This window comes from Chryseobacterium sp. HNCC26DJ239 (assembly GCF_057180445.1).
Window position 1 is genome coordinate 117464 of record NZ_JBXUGJ010000002.1, and the last position, 22969, is coordinate 140432.

Below are 22969 nucleotides of genomic sequence, written 5' to 3' on the forward strand. Positions count from 1 at the left end.
AATGGGATTCTATTTATACAAGGGGCTTAAAAAACCCCTTGTTTTCTTCGGACTCAAAGGGAAATACATCTTTTATGCGGTTGGTGTTATCGGAGGCGGAGTCATTGCAGCATTGGTGCTATCGAAGTTCGGTTTACTAGGTTCACTACTCGGTCTTGCTATCACAGCGGGAGGAGTTTATCTCATCTTCAAAAGGCAGGATAAATATGGACTGTATGACAAAACAAAAAATTTCGATCAGGTTTTGATTTTCCCCAAAAAAATACATAACAAAAAAATATTGAAAAATGCAGAAACTGAAATTTCAATAGATAATGAACAAAATAAATTCATATGAAATCAAAAAAACACGCATTTACCATCCCATTTATCGGCTATGACTATGCTAAGGAATTAGGTTGGGATTTCGATGTTCTTTTCGGACAGTATGGGAATCCGATTATCGGGATTAGGATAAAAAATATTGTCGAACAATATTCCGCCGATCCTGATAGCTATCTTAATTTTCATACCGTCTTAAATCAGGTGGTATCGATTATTGGAGAAGGAAGAATCGTACAAAAGCTCGATATTTTTTCTAAGAAAAGATATACTGCGGAAAAGTCCAACCAGTTTCTTCAACAGAAATATTCAGAACACTTTGACGGAAGGCTTTTCAAAACAATTGAAACGGTATTGCTTTTCACGGATATTATTGAAGACAAGCTGAAAAAGAAAAACAAGCATTACAATTTCTCCGAAAAAAGCTACAAAGAGCTAAGAGATAAATGTCAAAAAGTATGGATGCTTTTAAAACAGAACGACTGTGAACCTGAGTTTTTATTCGAGAAAGATTTTGAATACTATATTTCAGGAGTATTATCTATGCAGTTTTCCGAATCTCCAACATTTGATAATATCAAAAGCACCAATGAATATTTGCAGATAGGCAAAAAGTTTGTCAAAAACATTTCTTATGTCGATGTGGAAAACATCGATTTACCATCAGAAATTGAACCTTACTCTATTCTTGGAGGGAACGGTGCAGCAGCTGAAACGGCGGTGGATAATTTTACATTCATCAACGAACTGGAAGACTATGAAACGATTGTTTACAATCAGATTATTGCGATTCCGCTACAAGCACCACAGCAAAGAGAACTCGACAAGAAAAAGAAAAAGCACGAAGGAGCAGCCAACAATTCACCTTCCAATGCCATCATTGCAGACGAAATTCAAACCCTGCTTCATAATATCGCTATTGATGGACAACTCGTAGTGAATGCGCATTTTTCGATTTTATTTTCCGCTAATACTTTGGAGAAAATGGAAAACATCCAGTCGATGATAGAAAACAAGCTGTTTACCAAAGGAATCATTGTTTCTAAAAATGCCTACAATCAATTAGAACTCTTTCGATCAGCCATTCCGGGCAATGGAACAGAACTAAGAGAATACGATTTATTTATGACGACAAGCGAAGCGGCCTTGTGTTTTTTTTTTAAAGAAAGTTACCCCGTGAACGAAGAATCCAATTTCTATTTAAGATTTACAGACAGACAAGGAGTTCCGCTAAAAGTTGACCCTTCGGATTTACCGATGAAAACAGGAAGAATAAACAACAGGAATAAATTTGTTTTAGGACCTTCCGGCAGTGGAAAATCGTTCTTAATGAACAATATTATCGAGCAATATTTGACTTACAATTATGACGTGGTCATTGTTGATACGGGAGATTCTTATTCAGGAACCTGCAAATATAAGGGAGGAAGATACATTCAATATACTGAAGAAAAACCGATTACGATGAATCCTTTTTTGATGGATAAGAAAGAATTTAATATCGAAAAAATCGAATTTTTAACCAATTTGATTTTCCTGATTTGGCAAGGTCCCGATGCTTCAATGTCATCCGCACAAAAATCTATTTTAGATAATGTATTGATGTCGTATTACCATCAATATTTCAATTCGGGAACTCAGTGGTATGAAAACAAAAATTCTGAAGAATTGATTCTTTATCTCGGTAAATACAACATTCACGAAGAAGATATTTTCGCAGAATACGAAAAAGCAACCAAAGAACAACGTACCTATTATGATATTCTAGGAATTACTTTCGATGCTGGTTCAGACGAAATAAAAGAAGCCTTCCGAAAATTGGCTATTGAATATCACCCTGATAAAAACCTAGATAATCCAGACTATGACAGCGAAAAATTCTACAAGGTTTATGAAGCCTATGAAACCTTAAATGACAAAGAAAAGCGTAAAATTTACAACGAAACACAGCTCATACTCATCAAATCCAATGAAATTATCAGACAGCCGAAATCTGCTGAAGAATGGAGTGAATCATTCAGAAAAGCCATTGTCAAGAAAATTATTGAATTAGAGGAAAAATTAGAAACGAAAGAGCTTTCCTTCAATGGATTCTATGACTATTGCGACAAATTTCTTCCATTATATCTGAATAATAAAAAGCACAAAATTCGAGAATCAGAATTTAATCTGAGAACATTTCTCTTTGTATTGAAAGACTTTTACAAAGGCGGAAGATACGGAACAACATTGAATGAATCTGCCGATAATACGTTATTTGCCGAGTCATTTATTGTTTTTGAAATTGATAATGTAAAGGATAATCCCAAATTATTTCCAATTGTAACACTCATTATCATGGACACCTTTATTCAGAAAATGAGGCTTAGACAAGACCGTAGAAAAGCCTTAATAATTGAGGAAGCGTGGAAAGCAATTGCTTCAAAACTGATGGGAGGTTACATTCTGTATTTGTATAAAACGGTTAGGAAATTTTGGGGTGAAGCCGTGGTGGTAACGCAGGAACTCGATGATATTATTGGAAATGCGGTGGTAAAAGATTCCATCATCAATAATTCAGACACTTTTATATTGTTGGATCAGACCAAGTTCAAAGATAATTTCGACAAAATCGCATCGTTGCTTTCTCTGAATAAAGTTGAGCAAAACAAGATTTTTACGATCAATAATTTGAACAACAAATTCGGGCGAAGCCGATTCAAGGAGTTTTATCTAAAAAGAGGTTCAAAAGGCGAAGTCTATGGAAATGAAGTGTCATTGGAGCAATATTTAACCTACACCACAGAAAAACCTGAAAAATCCGCCTTGGAATATTATGTAAAAGAGTATGGAAACTTTGATAAAGCTCTGGAAGTTTTTACGGCACAGGTAAAAACCTTTGAGGATGATATGGGAAGTATGGTATCTCTGGTAAATCTGTATAAAAAGCCTTTAGACAGAAATGTCCTTGAGTTCTACCACGAATTTAAAATGAGATTCAAGGGACAAAATATCTTCAAAAATCTACAAAATCAGTTGGAAATGAATGAACAGACTTTGGACGAATATATCGGTAATGCTATGTCTCCAATCTTTTCTTGATAATTGGAAATAATGGCAAATATGTAAAACTAAAAAGAAAATCTATGAAATCCATCATCAAAAAAGAAAAAGAACGGGCTGATTGCATTTCTGTAGCTGAAAATGAAATCCGTATTACAACTTGGGAAAAGGTAATGTTTCTATCTCACTGCTTTAAAAAAAATACGCTGAAAATAGATATCCGAGCAGGTAAAGAGATGATGATTACGTTTTTCGGATGTATCGAAGATGTAGCTCCTGACTATCAGGAAAAAGACGAAATTTGGATTAAAACGGTAAAATACAAAGCATTATGAAAACAATTGTAACAATTATTTTTTTAGGATTCGGCAGTTTGTTATATGCTCAAAACACCTACATCGATCCAACGGTAACGGCAGCCATGATTCTCTATTCAGAAAATCTAAAAGCCAAACAGAATGAAGTCATCGAAGAAACTTCAAAATTAAAGGATGCGCAAACTTGGGTAGGAACTAAAATGGTGGTCGCCAATGATATTCAGAATAAAATACTGAAGGGATTAAAAGAAGTTTCAGGGACATTACAAAACGGCATTCAGGTAAAAGAAATTTATTCTGAATTGAATAAATGTTACACCTATTCCTCACAAGTGGTACAATTAGCATCAGAACATCCTGAATATGCTATTTTCGGGGTTAAAGCATCCCAAAAAACCTATGAGCAAAGTTTGAAGATAGTGACCGATGTTTCTGATATACTCGCATCTGGGGAGCTCAATTTGGCAACTGCGGGAGACCGTTACAAAATCCTGCATAACATTTCCGAGAATGTAAAAAATCTAAAGTTGTGGCTATTGGCAATCAAACTGCGATTAGAAAAAGTCAACCGTTTGGGATTCTGGAATTCCATTAATCCATTTGCAGGCTACATCAATACCGATAAAGGTATTGTTGAGAATATAATGAACCGATATAAACGGAATTTTTAAAAATCATACGATGAAGAAAATTTCTCAAATTCTACTGATTCCAATGGTTTATATCGTGTTGACTTCTTCCGGAGGTGGTTCCACACCTGCTTGGCAACAAGAAAATGTTTCCTTTCCAATGATGAATCTTGAGATTAATGCGACAATGAAAGAAAATGAAAGGCAAAAAGAAATGAGGCAGAAGCAAACATTAAATGCCACAATAGAGACCGCCAATAAAACCCAATGGAACAATTTTAAAGATAAAGTTACCAAAGTTCAAGACAGATTGAGGATTGTTTCTTTTGCTATTCAGGCAATTCCGACGGGAATAGCGATGAACAGAGAGATTACAAAAATAACCAACAATCAGACCGCAATCATTAACGAAATAAATGATGCTCCTTATTCAATAATAGCGGTTTTGCCTTCTCAAGTTCAGTTTGTAGATGATTTGCAAATGGTTGCAAGGTTAATAACAGGAATTATTGTTTCCTACGGAGCCATCAACCAAATGGAAAAATCAGAACGTAAAATTTTATTGGATTATGCTTTGGGCGAAGTCAAAACACTCAGCAGAAATTCTACGCATATGCTTTTGAAAATTAGAGATATAAAAGCCAAAGTAAAGCGTAACAAAAGAGCATTTCAATATTATGTCAACAGAGACAAGCAAGTAGTGGAAAGCATCATGGATAACATCAAATCCTTTTAGAAATGAAATCGAAGATTCACAAATACGATATTGAAAAAATAAATGATATGAGTAAAAAAATAATAGCCTTTGGAATACTCGTGTTTTCAGGAATTACCGTTGATAGCCAGCAAATAGTCATTAATGATAAACTTTTGTCGCAAATCACCGTAAACCACGGAGTCAGATTAGGAAGTGAACAAGCTTTTTTGGATTCTTATGAAAAGCAAAAGCAACTTTATGATGATGTCAATAATAAAATAACACAAATTATTGCCATTCAGGAATACATCTATCAACAATTAAAAAATGTGAATTCAGCCTTGACCCAGAGCAAAAAATTGATTTATCTCTATCAATATTTGGGTAAAATAGTAACGAACTCCAATAAAATGCTGGATTTATCTGCACAGCATCCGGAATACTCGATACTTATTTCAAAATACTACATAGAAATTGGAAAGCAAACGATGAAGCTTCAGCAGGAAGTTACCCAGGATATTTTGAATGAAGACAAAGATTTCCTGATGGATGCGATGGATAGAGAAATGCTCATCGAAAAAGTCTATACACGAGTCAGAAATATCAACGGAAATATTCTCTACATCATTCTACGATTAGAGAATGCCAAGAAAATACCTTACCTGTATCAGGTTCCAGTACTCAGAAATTACATCAACATTGACAAAGCCATTGTCGGAGACATTATCACAAAATACAAATACATCTTTAATTAAAAAACTATGAGAAACCTTTTTAAAAAATTAATCACATTTAAGCTTCTGCTAATTGTCACAGCAATGTTCGGACAAATCAGTGTAAAGAGACTCAATGACCCATCAATAGTAGCCCAACACAAAAGAATGACCTTCGAACGTTGGGGAGATTGGCGACCTTATCCAAAATACTTTTTAGGAATCCAGACCAATTTTGCCTATGCAACGGTTTGGGGAATGTGGGCTCCGAGCAGAAACAGGGACTATAAAGACGGTCCCGACATTAGACCTTTAAAGCCAAACGGAGAGCAAAATTTAAGACTTGCCCAACTGAAATTCCAGGAAGAAGAAGCGAAAAAAATAAAAGCGGCATCCGATACGATTTACAAAAGAAGTGTTCAGGATTTTGCCCATTGGACTTCTGCAACTGTCGATGCAGACCCACTTTGGTTATTGTATTACAAGCGAATGCTAAAACCCATTACCGAATTTCCCGATACACCACAAAATTTTATCGAATGGCGACTGAAAGACCAGCAAACGTTTGAAACATTGAATACAACAGGAACAATAAAAAGATTGCAGGAAGAATTGGATCTCATCAAAGAAAAATATTCAATGTCCAGAAGTATGGATATGCCAAGAGGAAAACGATTCTTGATGTACCACGAAACCCTTATCAAATGGAGAAAATTTGTTCAGGAATTAAGGAAGCACAATAATAAAACAACATTGCTTACAGATTATAAAAATATTTTAAAGAACCATTCCAATTATGCTTTACCTCCTTCATGGACACCCGCATCAGACCAGCAAATTGTTCAAAATATGATGAACCACTATAAACACCGATTTTAAAAATGAATAAGACAATAACATTAACTTTTTGCTTAGTCGCAATACTTTTACCTGTGATGGGCTTCGCCCAAACAGATGGCGACTACAGCAATCTACTCCAATTTTTAAAAGGAGACGGAGCCTTTGAAAAATGGTTCATGGAGGTTTTTACCAAATTAGACAACAGTGTACAGAATAGTGCAGCAGGTTCCGCTTTGGTAGGAAAAGCAATTGGAGGAATGGGCGCTCTGATGTATCTCGGATATATGGGTTGGCAAATGGCAGCTGGAGACAGAGAGTGGGAAATCACCCCAATGTTGAAACCCATTCTCATCGGATTTACTCTTGTTTATTGGAGTGGATTTGTCAGCCTTATCCAAGCACCATTTGAAGCCATTGCCGAACCCGGAATATCAATTTTCAGCGAAATCGAATCGGAAGTCAATGATTTACGGGTTGAAAGATTCAAAAAGCAGCAACAATTACTCGATGCCGTCATCAAACTGAAAGCCGAAGAAGATGCGAAGCAGGAAGTCATTGAAAACACCACTGAAGATGCCGATGATTCGTGGTATGACATCAGCGAAGGATTGGACAAATTAATTCAACCGATTAAAGAATGGTCGATAAGAATGGAGTTCCAAATGCAAAAATTAGTAGCAGAACTTATTGAATTTGTTTGCCTTTCGATTTTACGAGTTTGTGTCTATCTTATTTTCTTCATCCAAAAAATATGGGCTTATATTTTAATCATTCTGGGACCGATAGCTGTTGGAATGGCACTGATTCCCGGATTTGAAAATTCCTTGTACAGTTGGGTTTCCAAGTTCATCAATATCAATCTGTACACTTTTGTTGCTTATACCATCATCAACATCGGTCAGCAACTCATCGCTTCCGGTTATGAGATGGAAATTGAAAGATACGATACACTTTTATCCAACGGAACGATTACCAACTTAGATGCTTTGATGGTCTATGTTTCAAATTCCGGAATGATTTACAATCAGCTATTCACTTGTGTAGCCTACATCGTTACAGGCATAGGTGTATTGATGACTCCAACCATCGCAGACACCATCGTTACCGCAGGAGGAGCCGGAGCAATGACCAAGATGAAAAGTGCAGCAGGAAAAATGGCGAGCAGTGCAAAAACAGCAATATTGACCGCCAAAACAGGTGGAGCTTCTGTAGCATCATCCGCAGCAAAAAGTTCAGCAATAGGTTCCGCATCTGGAAGAGTTCAGGATGCGATGAAAAACGGAAAATAAATATAATTAATTGTCAATTATCAATTGTCAATTACAAAAACACCAACAACCATCAACCGACAACCATCAACCAAATACTATCAACCAACAACTAAAATAAAGATGCTTATTAAAAATATAGAACATAGAATCAAAATCAACAAGGTTATTTCATTATCTACCATTGCTTTTGCTGTTTTCATTGTCATTGCCGGGTTTTTCTTTGCGTACAGAATGATTGAAGATTCCAGAAAATCAATTTACATTTTAGACAATGGGGTTCCGGTTCTCGCTAAGCAAACCGATGTACTATTGAACCGACCTGTTGAGTACAAAGCACAAGTAGAACTTTTCCATCGGTTATTTTTTACGCTCGCTCCCGATGATACTTACATTAAAGATAATATTCAAAAATCATTGTACCTCATTGATGACAGCGGAAAAAAAGAATACACCAACTTGAAGGAGAAAGGTTTTTACAATCAAATTATAGCCTCCAGTTCAATGGTAAGTATTCACGCCGATTCAATTGCGATTAATATGGAGCAGAAGAAATTCTCTTTTTTCGGGAAGCAGATGATTACCAGAAAATCATCTGTCATTACTAGAAAACTTATCACTGAAGGTTTTTTTGAGGACATCATTCGAAGTCCAAATAATCCTCACGGGGTGATTCTTAAGAATTGGAGAATTATTGATAACGAAGAACTAACCAATCAAACCAAAAACTCATATTAAAAATGAATACTACATTAAAACAAACCGGACAAAAATGGCTGAATTGGGCAGTTCAAAATCCCAAGAAATTCTTCATCTATTCAATGGTTCTATTATCTGTTTCATTTATAGCATCTCTCATTCAAGGTATATTTTTCCCTTCAGAAACGGCTTTCAAAATAAGACCCCCTGTTTTATACTCTAAAAATAAGACCACTCAAAACCTATCTGAAAACAACGATAAAGAAATGGGAAAAATAGTAAACGAACTGAAGACTTTAAAAATAAAAAGAGACCAAAATGCTCTGAAAAAAGATGACAGCTTACGAATTGACTACCTGTTTAACCAATATCAAAAATTAAAAAATGGACATTAAAAAAATAAATTTTAAAGAGAAAAAATACATTCTGCCACTTCTGGCATTGCCGTTTCTTTTTCTTTTCGGCTATGTAGGAGCGCAGTTCGTAAAAGAAGATACTTCTGAGAAAGATAAACCCAAAGAACTTTCCCTGTCATTTGGCGAAACGCAGGATTCTATTATGACCAAAAATGATGCTTACGATGAATTCTTTAAAAAAGAGGACAACAGAACAATGCTTGGAGGACTGGACAAAGAAGAAGACAGTTTGTTAAGCTATGAAGACCAATTATCATTAAACCAAAAAAGAAAAATAGATTCTTTAAAAGCAATTAATGGCAGACAAAACGAATACCAAGCAAAGGGAAATCAATCCTCGTATTACAAACCCAATCAAACACAAAAGGATGATAAGGATTATAATAGGTCTTCGGAAATTATCAAAATGCTGAATGACAAATCGTACGGAAATCAAGAATATAAATACGATGATACATCAAAAGAAAAGACAAAAAGTGTCCAACCAGACCCTGTAAAATACCTGAAAGAACAAATGCTTGTAATGGATTCTTTAGAAAAATCCCGTGACCCGGAGTACCAAAGTAAACTAGCAGCAGAACAAAAACTGAAGTCCAATAAAGAGAAAATGGAAGATTTTCTTAATTCTACTTTCAATGTGAGTAAATCCGGCATTAACAACGATTTCAATGCTTTTTACAAGGAAAAAGAAAACAGCTTTATTAAAGCCGTCATCGATGAAAACAACAAAGGTTTTTTGGGAAGCAGGATCAGGTTTCGTCTGTTGGAAGACATCTTCGTAAGCAACAGAAAAATAAGCAAAGGCTCCATTTTATATGGTCAGATTTCAGGATTTTCAATGCAAAGAGTTGATCTCACAATCGTTTCAGTCTTTACCAAAGGAGAAATCTATCCAGTCAATCTCTCCATTTATGACGTTGACGGGATGAAAGGACTGTATGTTCCTCAAAGTGTTTTCAGAGATATGATTCGGGAAATGGGTAGTAATTCCGTACAAGGAACCCAAATGGATATGGGCGGACAAGGATTTTTTACCAGTATCGGTTCTAAATTATTTACATCCACCTCCAAATCCATTGCTAACCTCATTAAAACCAATAAAGCCAAGTTAAAATACAATTCTTATGTATTTCTGATTGACGAAAAACAATTAAAAGATTCACAAAACCAACAAAAAAAATAAAACAATGAAAAATTTATTATACATCTTATTACTATTTACCGCTCAATATTTGACGGCTCAAACAGCAACTAAAGAACAGTTGAGTTCCGATTTACGGGAGATTGAAATTACCGAAGGGATCAACCTGCATATTATTTCACCGGAACCAATACAATATGTGGATTTATCAACCAACCAAATGACGGGAGATTTACCTTCAACAAATATTGCCAGAATAAAAATTACTGACAATCCTAATTCTGATGAGAAAGGAAAAATTAAAATGCCTACCGCATTTTCCAATGGCAGCAATATTGGGATTATTACGGTTGTCGCACAATCTTTCATTGCTCAGTACAAACTTGTTTACAGAAATCAAGACAACCTGAATACGATTACCAACATCCACATTCAACCTGAAGCGATGCAACCCATAGAATTTGATAAAATGGCTTTTTCAAATCTTGAACTGAGAAAATTTGCGATGGATATTATTCAAAAAAAATCTGAGAAAAATCCCATTCGAGTAGAAAAAAATCTAAAACTTAGCTTTCAACTTAATAATGTATATGTGATAAGTGATTACATTTTTTTAGATATGACCATCAAAAATAATTCTAATCTAAGATATGATATTGAAGATTTAAAATTTTCCTTAGAAGATAAAAAAATCTTCAAAGCAACCAACAACCAGAGTGTGGATTTGACACCGATTTTACAGCTAAATCCTCAAAAACACTTCAGAAAAAATTTCAGAAACATTTATGTGTTCAAAAAATTCACTTATCCCAACTCGAAAGTAATGATGATAAGATTAATCGAGGAACAGCTTTCTGGCAGAACCATCGAGATGAAGGTCAACTATTCTGATATTCTTAAAGCCGATACCTTTTAATATGGAATACACTGTGAAATTATCAAAATCTCAGGTAAAGAAACTGAAACAGGAAGCCATCTTGTTTGGAATAGATGATATCGGAGAATACTTATTGGAGAAGGTGAAAGCTGCGATAAGATGGGAAGAAAGCGAATCCATTAGAAATTTGATGCAGACAAAAATATTATCTGCACAACAAAAAAGTATCCTGAAAGATTTTGGAAAGAAATATTTTGAAGAATTACCCAATGCAAAAGTATTTTTTGAGAATGAAGAACATTTTATGATCAGGCTCAAAGTAAAACTAAAGGAAAACACTATTTAAAAAATGCAAGAACAACAACATCAAATCAAAATTTATGGCTTTTTACAAAAAGCAGTATATGCAATCGTTGCATTAGATTGTGCTTCGCTATTTTATCTAAATGCCAATGTTCCAATCTTATCAAATTTATTAAAAAATTTTTCAAAGCTGAGTTTTATTTATCCGCCAATCAACGCAAAGTTTGCCACCTTGATTTTGATAGGATTGGTTGCTATCGGAACAAAAGCCAAGAAAAAGAGAGACTTAAATATTGCAACAGAAATTGTTATTCCTATGGTTTTGGGATTGCTGATGATTTTCTCATCGTTGGTTTGGCAAAATGAGGCAGGAAATACAAAGCTTCCAAAAGTATTTCCCGGATTTAATCTCTATCAGGTAATTTATGCTATTCTTTCTTTTTTAGGAGCGGTCATTCTTCAAATGGGAGCTGACAGTATTTCTAAACTGATGCAGCAAAAAATGGGAAAAGACCGATGGAATGTAGAAGAAGAGTCGTTTGACCAAAATCAAGAGTTGATAAAATCAGATACCAATATCAACATTCCTTATTTGTTTCGATACAAAAACAAAAGTAATAAAGGTTGGATTAATCTGAATCCTTTCCGTGGAACGATGGTTATTGGAACTCCCGGCTCCGGAAAATCTTTCGGAGTAATCAATCCTGCCATAAGACAGATGATTGCAAAAGGATTTTGCCTATGCATTTACGATTTTAAATTCCCGGATTTAGCACAAATTGCATACTACCATTATTTATTGAAAAAAAGTAAAGAATCTGATTATGATTACAATTTCCACGTCATCAATCTGAACGAGGTAGAAAAATCAAAACGAGTAAACCCTTTTCATAAAAAGTACATCCAAACCTTAGCCGAAGCGCAGGAAATGGCAGAATCAATGGTGTCATCTTTACAAAAAGGTGGTTCTAGTTCCGGAGGTGGTTCAGAAGCTTTTTTTACTCAATCAGCGATTAATTTTCTGGCTTCCTGCATTTACTATTTTGCAAAATTAGAAAACGGAAAATATTCAGACTTGCCGCATATTCTTTCTTTTATGAATAGAAGCTATAAAGAAATATTTGACACGCTTTTTACCAATGAAGAAATTTTCTCTTTGCTTTCACCCTTCAAAACGGCTTATGAAAATAAAGCTTTTGACCAATTGGAAGGACAAATTGGAACGCTTAAAATTTTCCTTTCCCGACTGGCGACTAAAGAAAGCTTTTGGGTGTTCTCCGGAGATGAAGTGGAATTGAAAATAACCGACAGAGATAATCCTTCCATTCTAATTCTGGCATCAGATCCGGGAACACAGGATATTAATTCTGCTTTGTATTCAGCTGTTCTAAATCGGACATTACGTTTGGTGAATTCCAAACACAATTTACCAGGAGGAATAATTGCTGATGAGTTTCCTACCATCTACATCCATAAAATTGACAATGTAGTAGCCACTGCCAGAAGCAACAGAGTTGCAGTTCTGCTCGGTCTTCAGGAACTTCCGCAATTACGTCAGTTCTATAAAAAAGAAGTGGCAGATACTATTTCAGCAATTGTGGGTAATATTCTATCGGGTTCAGCGAGAGATAAAAACACCTTGGAGTGGCTCGAAAAACTATTTGGCAAAATCAAACAGAAATCATTTTCCCAATCCATTTCCCAACAGGGTACGACAACTAGCATTAACGAAAAGATGGATTTTATGATTCCAGCTGGAAAAATAGCCGCATTAAGAACAGGAGAAATGGTAGGAATGATTGCGCAGGGAGAAGAAAACGATGCCGAGGAATACAAAACATCTGCTATTAGCGGAAAAATCAATTTAGATATGAAAGCCATTCAAGAAGAAGAAAAAAACTATGTAAAAATGCCTTCCTACTATTCTTTTGTAGACAAAAAAAGAAACAACCGAAAAGAAGAAGTGTTGATGACCAACTTTAGAAAAATCAACAAAGAAGTAGAACTCATTGTAAATGAAAATGTTAAAGCAGGATAAAATGAAAAAATTAAAATACACATTTACTTTGATGGTACTGTTTTACAGTTGTTTATTCTTTGCACAGTTCAATACGCTTATACCAACAGTACCAAAAAAATCTGAAAAACTAAAAGTATCTGAAAAATCAAATCTCGAAGAGCAGATAATTCAAAAAAAGGATAAAAAATCTTGGAAACAAATTTTAAATATTACCACAAAATCGGATTTAAAAAATGAAACCGAAAGTTCGACGAAGTGGTTAACGAGTCAAATAGATTCTTTAAAAAATGTGATGCTCAAGATGAGTCTATCAAAAAGAGAAACCAAGAAATTAGATTTTAAGAAAATTGAAGATTCTTTGATTGGAATGATGAAAAAAAAGATTGCTAACCCCGATGAAATAAGTTCAGTAAAATCAATGAATACCTTTGATTTTGTTGAAGAACCAACAACATCTTTTTCAAAAATTGTAATGCCTCTTAAAAACAAAATCACCATTACATCTTCCTATGGAGCAAGAACACACCCGATTTTCGGAACGAAAAAAATGCACAATGGAATTGACCTAAAAGCAAATTACGAAAATGTTTATGCAGTCATGGATGGAATCATAACAGCAACCGGTTGGGATTCTAAAGGCGGTGGAAATTACATCAAAGTAAAACATTTTAACCGTTTCGAAACTTCGTATTTGCATTTATCCGAAATGTATTATCGAGCAGGAGAAAAAGTAAAAGCTGGCTTTATCATTGGAAAAAGTGGCACTTCGGGAAATTCTACCGGACCGCATTTGCATTTTTCGGTAAAAGAATTTGGACAAAGCATCAACCCTTCACATTTTTTAAACGACCTCATAAAAGTAAACAACTTAATAGCAAACCATTATGAACACTAACACCTTACCAACAGACGAACTAAAGAAATATGGAATAATAGAAAATGATAATTCTTTTTCTAAAAAGCTAAATTCGGATGATATTCAGAAATTTTTACACGGATATACCATCGTTGCAGACAATGACAAAAACAGAGCAACTTTTCAACTCACTGATAATAATACTAAACTGAAAGTCATCTTTTTGGAACGTGATAAAAGCATTTCTGAAATTCTTGAAAATAGTAAAAACCAGATTGAATACACTGAGATAAAGAATGTTTCTAAATCTGTAAATGAATTGAGTTTCGAGAAAAAAGCCTTCATTTTCGATAAAGAAACAAATCAAGTTGTAGAGTTTGATTTCATTAAAAATGGTAGAGAACTCACCGCAATTATCACCGACAAAAAAAATGTAGATGAACTCAACCGCTACAAAACGGAACTTTTTAAACTCAAATCTTTTTTGCAAGATAAGATGGTTCAGTTCCCCGAAATAGCAAAAGAAATTACGAATGATTTGAATATTGTGTCTAAAGAATTCAATACGGTTGCTGGAATCTCTGAAAAGCAAAATCAATCTCAAAAACAAGAAAAATCAAACGTTCAATTGAATGTCAATGACCCCGATTTGCATCAGGATGCGAATCGGATAAGAGAGGAAACCGAAGAACAGGAGGAGGAACAAGAGAAATCACGAAAATTTAGGAGATAAACCAACTTGAATTTCTTTTAAAATTAATGTAAAAATATCATGGATAATGAACCGTTCCGATTTGAAGAATTGGATAGTAAAAATCAGAAGAGTGCCCAACAATTAGATTGGTAAGAAAACAATCTAAAGTTCAACGATCTTTTTTCATCAGATGAATTTAAAGAAAATCATCAAAAAATACATATTAATAATCAAACCCCAAACATTATGGAAACACAAAAAGAATTTGACCAAACACAGTATCTAAAAATCCAGCTAAAGTATCTTGGTTTCGGAGAAGATGAGAAGCTCCACAAAGATTTGGAAAAAGGCATTAATTCCAAAAAGCAGCAGTTCGAAGTCAAAACCACTTCGGACAAAGCCTTACCCGGAAACAAAGCAGATTTTACGCTGAAGTACAGCAAAACCGAAAAAGGCGGAATTTTTCTGAACTCTTATGATGCCAATCTAACCAACGAAAAAGGAGAATCTGTTTCTCAAAATTTCAGAGTTTCGAGGGATGATTCCTTCACGGCAAAAGAAGCGATTAATCTTTTAGAGGGTCGTTCTGTGAAAATAGAGTTTGACAATCCGAAAACCAATGAGAGAGAACCTGCTTTTGTAAAACTGAATTTGGGCGAAGAAAAAAATCAGTACGGCAACTACAGCTTTCAAACTTTTTACAAAAATTACGGTGTTGATACCGCAGAAATCGTAGAAAAATCCAACCTCATTTTCGATAAGCCAGAGTTCAAAGCAGATACTATTAAATCGTTAGAAAAAGGCAATGTTGTGAAAGTAAAATTTGAATTGGAAGACCAGGTTGTAGAAGGAAAAGCCGTTCTAAATCCGCAATACAAAAACCTTAATTTATATGACAATGATATGAACAGAATTAATACCAACAAACCGTTGGAAGGTCTGGAACAAGACAATAAGCACGAAAAAAACAATGTGAAAGAGCAAAGCATTAAACGATAAAATACCACCTGAACCTAATCTGAAAGCGGTACGTCTAATGATTTGCCGCTTTTTTTAAAATGAATTAAAATGAAAGTAAAATCACCATTTATACTCTCCATTCTTACAATATTTTTAATTTCTTGTCACAAAGAAATAAAATCCGAAAAAGGCGGCATCGACATCATTTCCAATGTGTATTTTGATGCTTCCAATGGACTAAACAAAATGCAGACTTTCCACGTTTCAAAACTCAATTATCAGAATGATTCCATTATCGAATTGATTCCCGATTTGGAATTTCCAGAAATGACAAGAGCTACTTATTTCATCAAAGATTCGGTCTTTTATGATTTAGAAAATGACAATGCTTCAGCGGTTTTATCAGAAATACAAAAAAGACAAAAACCAACTTTGGTTTATACTAAAAAAAACGGAGCTATTTTCACAAAAGACCCGATAATCAATTACAGAAACCGCCGTAAATTAAGTGACACGGTGCTTTTCAAAAAAAATTTCAACCGTTTTGAAATTAATTCACCGTGGAATTATACCCGATATTATATTTATCCAACGGATACCATTCTGCCGTATTCGCTATACAAGGAGGTTGGAAAAGAGTATCACGGTAGAATTGAAAGAATAGATTCTTATGATAAAAAGAAAGATATTTTTGTGTCTCTTCAGCTGATTCCAAGAAAAAACCGGGATTCGGAAGCCGAAGAGCTATTCCGATTTAATCACTTCGTCGAAAGCAGGAAAAAAAAGTAATGGTATGATTGATTTTCCGAAACAAGAAGATGAAGCGAGTAAAGAGAATCAAATTTCTGCAAGAATCATCAGTCAAATAAACCCTAACAAATATAAACTCACGGACTATTTTGCAGAAAAAGGGATTTCAAAAAATCTCATTCATCAGAATACTTTGCAGATTTATTACGAATACTCAAGAAAAAAGTATCTCGGCATCGCTATGCCCAATCATTCCGGAGGATTTGAAATTCTGCATCCGCAGAACCATCATTTGATCGGCAAATCCGGTATTTCAGAAATCAAAGGAAGCAAAAACGAAATGGTTGTTTTTGAAAATGCTTTGGATACCCTTTCTTTTCTAAGGCTTTTGGAAATGGAAAACAGGAAGAACAGCCGAACCTTAATCACACTGCATTCTGCTGAAAATGTGGATTTTCTTTTCGAGCAGTACAAAAATTTTGACGGAAAAGTAATGCTTGGTTTGAGTGGAAATGCTACAGGAAATGCTTTGACCCGAAAGATTTCAAATTTTTTTGAATGCAGAAATGTTCGGGATGTACGTTCTTTTTATAACATTTCAGAATCCGGAAACAGCAATCTGAATCATTATTTGAGAAACAAACTCCGTAATGAACAGAAAATTGCTAGTTTTAGTACCTTAAATATTTCAAAAGATGAAAACACTGGAATTAAATCCGGAGCAGTTTCCGAAACTCAGCAGGTGGAATCAGGAACATCTCGACAAGACGCTGGAAAATCTTTCGAGGAAAGCCAATCCGTCCAAAACGGAAATTACATTGGAGGACAAAATGTGGGCAACAACAATGCTGGAAATGGACTTGCAGACCCAGAGCGGAGCAATTTGGGAGGAGGACAAGCAGGAAGATCCTCAATTAGCCCACAACAAAATGATGTTCGAAAAAATGAAGAAAGAGAATATTCCCTGGGCGGAATATTAGCTTCAACGACAGGTCTACAAGAATTAGATGCTCTTATTTTACAATATAAAGAGCAAAAGCTCACCAATGAACAGGTTGCGGAAGTCATTTCCGCAGCCTGCTTTGTTTCTGATGATCAAAAAATTCATCTCAGAGAAAACCTAATTATCACCGATGATTTAAAGAACATCTGTAACCAATACAAATCCGGTGGAACATATAAAAAAGGTCGTGGAATACTCGATGAATATTACACCGACTCCAAAATTGTCGATGCTATTCGAAATCTCCTTAAAGACGAACTTAAAGGCAAAAATTACATCAGCGTTTTAGAGCCGAGCATCGGAACAGGAAATTTTGTTTACGCTATAAAACGACTTGATGTGAAAAGTGAAGTTTCTGCCTTTGAAATCAATGAAACTACCGCAAAAATTGCCAAAATTTTTCATCCTGAAGTGAGTATCAACCTGCGTTCCTTTGAAACCGAATTTATTGGGGAAACAGGCATCAAAACCAATCCCGAAGAATTTAAAAACAGATATGACCTTATTATTGGTAATCCGCCTTATGGTGACCACAGAGGCTATTACAAAGGTTTAGGAGAAGAACCCCATATATCCAAATACGAAGATTATTTTGTAAAACGAAGTGTTGATGTACTAAAGGATGGCGGAACTTTGGCAATGGTTCTTCCTTCTGCGTGGCTGAACAGACAGAAAAACTTAAACGGTGTTGAGATAACCAATGCATTTAGGTTGCCTTCAGGAGTTTTTGCAGGAACAAAAATTGGAACCGACATCATCATTCTTAAGAAAAACACCCACAACCAAGCTCAGGATATTTCCGGTTATTTTGATCAAAATAAGGATAGGGTTTTGGGCGAAATGAAAGAAAGAAGCAATCAGTTCGGAAGAATGGAAACTTATGTTTATGGGAATTTGGATGATGCTTTGCTTCAAATTGAAAAAATCCGATCTCAAAAAAACACCGAAAGAATCGGAAATCTTTTTGAAGATCTTTTTGCTGATAATGATAAGAGTAAGGAAGTTGAAGGTGCTTCACCCTCAATCAGAACAGAAGAAAAAATACAAACCGTTATTTCGGATAAAAGACAGAACAGAAAAATTTTGCTTACAAATGCTCAAAACAAAGTTATTGAAGTTCTGCAAACGCTCAATGATATTAAATTCAAATCTCCCGCCGTCAATGCTGAAATCCGAAAATATGAAAAGTATAAAACATCAGTAGACACTCTTTCCTCAGAGCAACTGAATACGCTTTTTAAGAATGCAGAAAAAATACTGGAAAGAAATTATGCGAAAAATGAAGAATACAAAATTCAGAATCAACCGGATATAAAACCAGGTATTCTCAAATATCAATTCAAAAAAGAGGATACCATTGTTCCTGCCTCTTTGCAGAATAGTTCTGACATTCCACAGGAACTCATCAATGCTTTCAAAGATACCGGTTATGACGGAACACTCAATAATTACGGTGAACACTATAAATTTGCGAATTACATTGATGGACGATGGGTTCACGATTTTTATTATGCTGAAGGAAATATTTACAAAAAATTAGAACAGCTTGAAATTGATTTCAAAGATAAGTTTGCCATTGGTGGAACAGAAAATCAATACGAAAAACAGAAAGCATTATTAGAAAGTATTCTACCTAAGCTAAAATCTTTAGACGAAATTATCATCAGTCCCAATCACGAGTTTGTTCATCAATTTCATTTGGGAACTGTGGAGAAATTGCGGTATAATCAAGCTTCAAGACAACAAGAAGCAGTCACTGAAAGTTACAGTCTTGCAGATAAATTCAAAGATTTTGTCCGTGATCTTCCGTCTGAAGCTTTTGCGGGTTCATCTTCTTGGGAAGTCAGACAATTTGTAGATAACGAAACGGTAACAGGAAGCGATAAAGAGCGAAATGCCCTCATCCGAGAAAGAAGAAAGGAAGCAGCCAACGATTTATTTAGCAAATTTCTCCGTGAAGAATTATCGGAAGATTTGAGGAAACGTTTTGTAAAAGACTTCAACAGGAATTACAACAATATTCACGTTCCCGATTACTCTAAATTTCCACTATTTTCAAAAATTTACCGAAACTTTAAAGGAAAAGATTTGCATTTAACCGAAGTGCAGAAAGCAGGAATCGGAAGAATGACAACAAAAGGTGTTGGGCTTCTGGCTCACGAAGTCGGATTCGGAAAAACCTTATCGGGAATACTTTCGATGTACGAAGCAATGGAACGGGGAAATGCATCAAGACCATTGATTGTTGTTCCAAATAATAGCATTCTCAAACAATGGGTAGATACGATTTTTGAAACCGTTCCCGATGCGAAAGTAAACGTACTAGGAAATCTCGGTAGAGAGTACGATTTATCAAAATTTGATAATAAGGACGGAGAAATCACCCTTGTAACCTACGAAGGCTTCAATAATATTGGTTTCTCTCAAGAAATTACAGAACGATTGGCTTCCCGATTCAATTATATCTCTTCAAGCGAACTCAAAGGAATTACAAATTCCGAAAGGGATTTTCAGAAAGAACTGGAAAAGGATAAGGAGATGCAGGGGAAAATGAAGCGTGGAAAAGTCTATGATTGGAAAGATTTCGGATTCGACCATTTGACTTTTGACGAAGCTCACAATGCCAATCACATCATCGGAAAAGTGAGAATTGAAGACCGTCGTTTCGCTTCGGATTTCCGCAGTCAGAATCAACAAACTTCAAAATTGGGCATTAATACATGGATGGCTGCACAATACATTCAGGAACAAAATAACGGAAGAAATGTTACTTTACTTTCTGCCACGCCATTCACGAACAAACCTTTAGAATATTATTCGATTCTCTCATTAATTGCTAATAAAAGATTAGAAGAATCGGGATATTTCAATGTCAATACTTTCTTTGAAACCTTTATGGAAGCGGATAACGATATGGAGATTGATGCAAAAGGCGATGTGAAATTCAAAACCAACGTCAGAAGGTTTAAAAATAATTCTCTTTTTCAACAGCTTTTATCAGAATTTATTGACATTAAAGGAGAAGAAGATAATCCTGAGTTGGTTCGTCCGAACAAAATCAACAAAGAATATAAGATTGAGCAGAATGACCTTACCCAAGAACAATACGATGTATTAACCGAAAACTTTAACGAAGGCGAAAAAGGAGCGATTCTTACTCACATTTTAAATGCACGAAAAATTGCCATATCGCCTTATCTTTCTCCCTACTACGATGGCGAAACGCCTACTGTAAAAGAGTTTGTTGAAAATTCTCCAAAATTAAATGAAACAATGAGTTTAATTCTTCAGAATAAAAAAGACATTCCCGAATCTGGACAACTTATTTATTCTGAACTGGCTGTAGAAGAATTTCCGAAACTCAAAGAATATCTTTTGCAGGAAGTTGGCTACAAACCTGAAGAAGTCGGAATAATTACCGGAGCAACAAGCAAAACCAATCGGCTGAAAATTCAGGATGATTTCAATTCCGGAAAAATAAAAATCGTTATTGGAAGTGAAGCCATTCAGGAAGGAATGAACCTTCAGGAAAACACCTCAGATTTATACTTATTGACTTTGCCGTATAATTTCACATCGCTTCGCCAAACCGAAGGTCGAGCTTGGAGACAAGGAAATCACCACGAAAATATCAGAATAAACTTTATGCTGACCAATGACAGCATAGATGTTTTTATGCTTCAGAAATTACAGGCTAAACAAGCAAGATATTTAGAAGCGATGAAGAAAGGTGCAGATGTCATTGATATTTCGGATATTGACACTCAGGAACTCAAAACATCCATCATCACCAATCCTGAAACCAGAGCCAATATCGAGATTGAACTGATGAAAAAGCGAATTGAAAGTGAAAAGAATAAATTTCTTGCAGATAGTGCTTTTATGTCGAGAAAGTATGAGTATTATAAAAAAGGGAAAATCGCGAGTTCTGAACTGGTAGCAAAAGGTATAAATGTTATAGAAATAGAAAAGCAAACTGAAATCACCGAAGCCAAAATCAAAGAGCTGGACTTACAGATAGAAAACCTATCAGAGCTAAGAAAAAAATTAATCGCTCAATACAAATTAGAAAAAGAAGAATCGCTGAAAAGCGCTATAAACCGTGACTATGTAAAAGAAAGAGAAACGGAGAATCTTGAATTATTTACAAACAAAGAACCTCACAGAACTTTGAAGAACAATCTTTTGAAGGCAATGGAAAGTAACTTGAGAGAAGAATCTGAAAAATATTCTCGCAGAAAAAGATAATCCAGAAAGAAAATTTCTCATTTTACTGATATTCTATATGAAATAATTCAAAAAAATTTGCGTGAAAAGAAAATCGTAAATATATTTGTAGGAAACGCAAAAAAACAAATGAAGAAAAAGAATGTCAATTTCTTACCAAATATTGACCCTAGAATTTACGCAAGCTTTGGAATCATCCTGCTTCTGAGTTTCCTTTTTTTATTATACCAATACTTTCGTCATGTAGATTGTGAAAATGCTAATTATTACATTCATGCAGACGAATACATTGTCAATAAAGTTGTCGAATTCAATGACAATACCAAAGGAGCCACTTCCTGGGAATGGGATTTTGGTGATAGTACAGCAATAGACAGAAGACAGCGTACATTCATTATTATAAAAAGCCGGGAGAATACATTGTAAAACTCAAAATTAATGGAAACTGCGTTCACGAAAAATCAGTGACCATTACCAGCATGAGTCAGCAGACAGGCTATCTTCCGATTATTATGGCTCCTGATGTCGCAACAGTAGGAGATCCTATATATTTCAACGCAGAAAAAGAAGGAGGTGAATCGTGGGAATGGAGTTTTGGTGAAACTGCCAATACTGATGCGCTGGGAAAATCCCCAGTTTATCGTTTCAAAACTACAGGAGATAAAAAAATCACTCTAATTGTTAATGGAGATGTAGAGCATACCGCTGTTAAAACAATCTATGTCGCTCCAAAGAACATTAAGGCAAAGCAGAAAATTGATATTAAATCATACGAGTTTGAGAAACCACATTCTACGTTTTCATTACCAATAGGAAGTGCGCAAAAAGATCCGTTGGTTGATATGTTGCAATATATTCCAGTTTCTCCTAAAACAAAATCCAAAAAAGATTCTGTAATTGCGGTAAAAAAAGCCCCGGAAATCTCCAATGAGCAATTTCAGTTATTGCTTAACCAGGTGGCTGCGCAGGCAAAAACAAAAGATGATTTTAAAGATTATCTCTGTGAAAAGTATGATATTCCTGTTGTAGCGAATGATAAGAAGTTAATTCCATTTGAACAGTTCTGTCAGAATATTGCAGGAAAAAAAATAAAAATCACAGCATTACGCCTAAATAAAGACGCTCATAACTGTATTCAGAATATCAATATCCAGTATAAGGTCAAAAAATATTTGATTTGGATGAAAGAATAAAAA

General features: G+C 35.0%; 21 protein-coding genes. All 21 read left to right on the forward strand.

Annotated elements, in window-relative coordinates; genetic code table 11:
- Window position 1: 1 nt before the first annotated feature.
- The 21 genes from AC2A1D_RS04190 to AC2A1D_RS04290 all read left to right on the forward strand — a co-directional run bounded on the left by AC2A1D_RS04190 (window position 2) and on the right by AC2A1D_RS04290 (window position 22966).
- On the forward strand, window positions 2-337 hold the full coding sequence (locus AC2A1D_RS04190) for a DUF4133 domain-containing protein (RefSeq protein ID WP_484042407.1): 336 nt from the start codon (window positions 2-4) through the stop codon (window positions 335-337).
- A complete protein-coding gene (locus AC2A1D_RS04195; RefSeq protein WP_484042408.1) occupies window positions 334-3402 on the forward strand; it encodes a TraG family conjugative transposon ATPase in 3069 nt (1022 codons plus the stop codon). Before AC2A1D_RS04190 ends, AC2A1D_RS04195 begins: the two co-directional genes overlap by 4 nt.
- A gap of 44 nt (window positions 3403-3446) precedes the next feature.
- Window positions 3447-3698 carry a hypothetical protein gene (locus AC2A1D_RS04200; RefSeq protein ID WP_484042409.1) on the forward strand — a complete coding sequence of 84 codons (252 nt, stop codon included), beginning with the start codon at window positions 3447-3449 and terminating at the stop codon, window positions 3696-3698.
- Window positions 3695-4351, forward strand: a complete 657-nt coding sequence (locus AC2A1D_RS04205) for a hypothetical protein (RefSeq protein WP_484042410.1) — start codon at window positions 3695-3697, stop codon at window positions 4349-4351. Before AC2A1D_RS04200 ends, AC2A1D_RS04205 begins: the two co-directional genes overlap by 4 nt.
- Before the next feature lie 10 nt (window positions 4352-4361).
- Window positions 4362-5045, forward strand: a complete 684-nt coding sequence (locus tag AC2A1D_RS04210) for a hypothetical protein (RefSeq protein ID WP_484042411.1) — start codon at window positions 4362-4364, stop codon at window positions 5043-5045.
- A gap of 47 nt (window positions 5046-5092) precedes the next feature.
- A complete protein-coding gene (locus tag AC2A1D_RS04215; RefSeq protein ID WP_484042412.1) occupies window positions 5093-5761 on the forward strand; it encodes a hypothetical protein in 669 nt (222 codons plus the stop codon).
- 126 nt (window positions 5762-5887) lie between these two features.
- Window positions 5888-6598, forward strand: coding sequence for a hypothetical protein (locus tag AC2A1D_RS04220; protein ID WP_484042413.1), 711 nt, complete (start codon window positions 5888-5890; stop codon window positions 6596-6598).
- 2 nt (window positions 6599-6600) lie between these two features.
- Window positions 6601-7848 (forward strand): TraJ family protein, encoded by a 1248-nt coding sequence (locus tag AC2A1D_RS04225; protein ID WP_484042414.1) that lies wholly within the window; start codon window positions 6601-6603, stop codon window positions 7846-7848.
- 102 nt (window positions 7849-7950) lie between these two features.
- Window positions 7951-8565 carry a conjugative transposon protein TraK gene (traK, locus tag AC2A1D_RS04230; RefSeq protein ID WP_484042853.1) on the forward strand — a complete coding sequence of 205 codons (615 nt, stop codon included), beginning with the start codon at window positions 7951-7953 and terminating at the stop codon, window positions 8563-8565.
- 2 nt (window positions 8566-8567) lie between these two features.
- Entirely contained in the window at window positions 8568-8921 is a 354-nt protein-coding gene (locus AC2A1D_RS04235) for a hypothetical protein (protein ID WP_484042415.1), read from the forward strand.
- Window positions 8917-10125: a conjugative transposon protein TraM gene (gene traM / locus AC2A1D_RS04240; protein ID WP_484042854.1), complete on the forward strand. Its 1209-nt coding sequence runs from the start codon at window positions 8917-8919 to the stop codon at window positions 10123-10125. The genes AC2A1D_RS04235 and traM overlap by 5 nt, the downstream gene beginning before the upstream one ends.
- 4 nt (window positions 10126-10129) lie before the next feature.
- On the forward strand, window positions 10130-10999 hold the full coding sequence (gene traN / locus AC2A1D_RS04245; RefSeq protein ID WP_484042416.1) for a conjugative transposon protein TraN: 870 nt from the start codon (window positions 10130-10132) through the stop codon (window positions 10997-10999).
- A 1-nt stretch (window position 11000) separates the two neighbouring features.
- Window positions 11001-11306, forward strand: a complete 306-nt coding sequence (locus tag AC2A1D_RS04250) for a hypothetical protein (RefSeq protein WP_484042417.1) — start codon at window positions 11001-11003, stop codon at window positions 11304-11306.
- A 3-nt stretch (window positions 11307-11309) separates the two neighbouring features.
- Window positions 11310-13301: a type IV secretion system DNA-binding domain-containing protein gene (locus AC2A1D_RS04255; protein WP_484042418.1), complete on the forward strand. Its 1992-nt coding sequence runs from the start codon at window positions 11310-11312 to the stop codon at window positions 13299-13301.
- A gap of 1 nt (window position 13302) precedes the next feature.
- Window positions 13303-14178 carry a M23 family metallopeptidase gene (locus AC2A1D_RS04260; protein WP_484042419.1) on the forward strand — a complete coding sequence of 292 codons (876 nt, stop codon included), beginning with the start codon at window positions 13303-13305 and terminating at the stop codon, window positions 14176-14178.
- Entirely contained in the window at window positions 14168-14872 is a 705-nt protein-coding gene (locus tag AC2A1D_RS04265) for a hypothetical protein (protein ID WP_484042420.1), read from the forward strand. The genes AC2A1D_RS04260 and AC2A1D_RS04265 overlap by 11 nt, the downstream gene beginning before the upstream one ends.
- A 207-nt stretch (window positions 14873-15079) precedes the next feature.
- A complete protein-coding gene (locus AC2A1D_RS04270) occupies window positions 15080-15832 on the forward strand; it encodes a hypothetical protein (protein WP_484042421.1) in 753 nt (250 codons plus the stop codon).
- A 69-nt stretch (window positions 15833-15901) separates the two neighbouring features.
- Window positions 15902-16582 (forward strand): hypothetical protein, encoded by a 681-nt coding sequence (locus AC2A1D_RS04275; RefSeq protein ID WP_484042422.1) that lies wholly within the window; start codon window positions 15902-15904, stop codon window positions 16580-16582.
- A 4-nt stretch (window positions 16583-16586) separates the two neighbouring features.
- A complete protein-coding gene (locus AC2A1D_RS04280) occupies window positions 16587-21794 on the forward strand; it encodes an Eco57I restriction-modification methylase domain-containing protein (RefSeq protein WP_484042423.1) in 5208 nt (1735 codons plus the stop codon).
- Window positions 21795-21851: 57 nt separating this feature from the next.
- Window positions 21852-22199, forward strand: coding sequence for a PKD domain-containing protein (locus AC2A1D_RS04285; RefSeq protein ID WP_484042424.1), 348 nt, complete (start codon window positions 21852-21854; stop codon window positions 22197-22199).
- 53 nt (window positions 22200-22252) lie between these two features.
- Window positions 22253-22966 carry a PKD domain-containing protein gene (locus tag AC2A1D_RS04290; protein ID WP_484042425.1) on the forward strand — a complete coding sequence of 238 codons (714 nt, stop codon included), beginning with the start codon at window positions 22253-22255 and terminating at the stop codon, window positions 22964-22966.
- Window positions 22967-22969: the final 3 nt, after the last annotated feature.

Bases quoted from the DNA above. Each gene is read 5' to 3' on its own strand.
- AC2A1D_RS04190 (WP_484042407.1), top strand. From the start codon at position 2: ATGGGATTCTATTTATACAAGGGGCTTAAAAAACCCCTTGTTTTCTTC.
- AC2A1D_RS04195 (WP_484042408.1), top strand. From the start codon at position 334: ATGAAATCAAAAAAACACGCATTTACCATCCCATTTATCGGCTATGAC.
- AC2A1D_RS04200 (WP_484042409.1), top strand. From the start codon at position 3,447: ATGAAATCCATCATCAAAAAAGAAAAAGAACGGGCTGATTGCATTTCT.
- AC2A1D_RS04205 (WP_484042410.1), top strand. From the start codon at position 3,695: ATGAAAACAATTGTAACAATTATTTTTTTAGGATTCGGCAGTTTGTTA.
- AC2A1D_RS04210 (WP_484042411.1), top strand. From the start codon at position 4,362: ATGAAGAAAATTTCTCAAATTCTACTGATTCCAATGGTTTATATCGTG.
- AC2A1D_RS04215 (WP_484042412.1), top strand. From the start codon at position 5,093: ATGAGTAAAAAAATAATAGCCTTTGGAATACTCGTGTTTTCAGGAATT.
- AC2A1D_RS04220 (WP_484042413.1), top strand. From the start codon at position 5,888: ATGACCTTCGAACGTTGGGGAGATTGGCGACCTTATCCAAAATACTTT.
- AC2A1D_RS04225 (WP_484042414.1), top strand. From the start codon at position 6,601: ATGAATAAGACAATAACATTAACTTTTTGCTTAGTCGCAATACTTTTA.
- traK (WP_484042853.1), top strand. From the start codon at position 7,951: ATGCTTATTAAAAATATAGAACATAGAATCAAAATCAACAAGGTTATT.
- AC2A1D_RS04235 (WP_484042415.1), top strand. From the start codon at position 8,568: ATGAATACTACATTAAAACAAACCGGACAAAAATGGCTGAATTGGGCA.
- traN (WP_484042416.1), top strand. From the start codon at position 10,130: ATGAAAAATTTATTATACATCTTATTACTATTTACCGCTCAATATTTG.
- AC2A1D_RS04250 (WP_484042417.1), top strand. From the start codon at position 11,001: ATGGAATACACTGTGAAATTATCAAAATCTCAGGTAAAGAAACTGAAA.
- AC2A1D_RS04255 (WP_484042418.1), top strand. From the start codon at position 11,310: ATGCAAGAACAACAACATCAAATCAAAATTTATGGCTTTTTACAAAAA.
- AC2A1D_RS04260 (WP_484042419.1), top strand. From the start codon at position 13,303: ATGAAAAAATTAAAATACACATTTACTTTGATGGTACTGTTTTACAGT.
- AC2A1D_RS04265 (WP_484042420.1), top strand. From the start codon at position 14,168: ATGAACACTAACACCTTACCAACAGACGAACTAAAGAAATATGGAATA.
- AC2A1D_RS04270 (WP_484042421.1), top strand. From the start codon at position 15,080: ATGGAAACACAAAAAGAATTTGACCAAACACAGTATCTAAAAATCCAG.
- AC2A1D_RS04275 (WP_484042422.1), top strand. From the start codon at position 15,902: ATGAAAGTAAAATCACCATTTATACTCTCCATTCTTACAATATTTTTA.
- AC2A1D_RS04280 (WP_484042423.1), top strand. From the start codon at position 16,587: ATGATTGATTTTCCGAAACAAGAAGATGAAGCGAGTAAAGAGAATCAA.
- AC2A1D_RS04290 (WP_484042425.1), top strand. From the start codon at position 22,253: ATGAGTCAGCAGACAGGCTATCTTCCGATTATTATGGCTCCTGATGTC.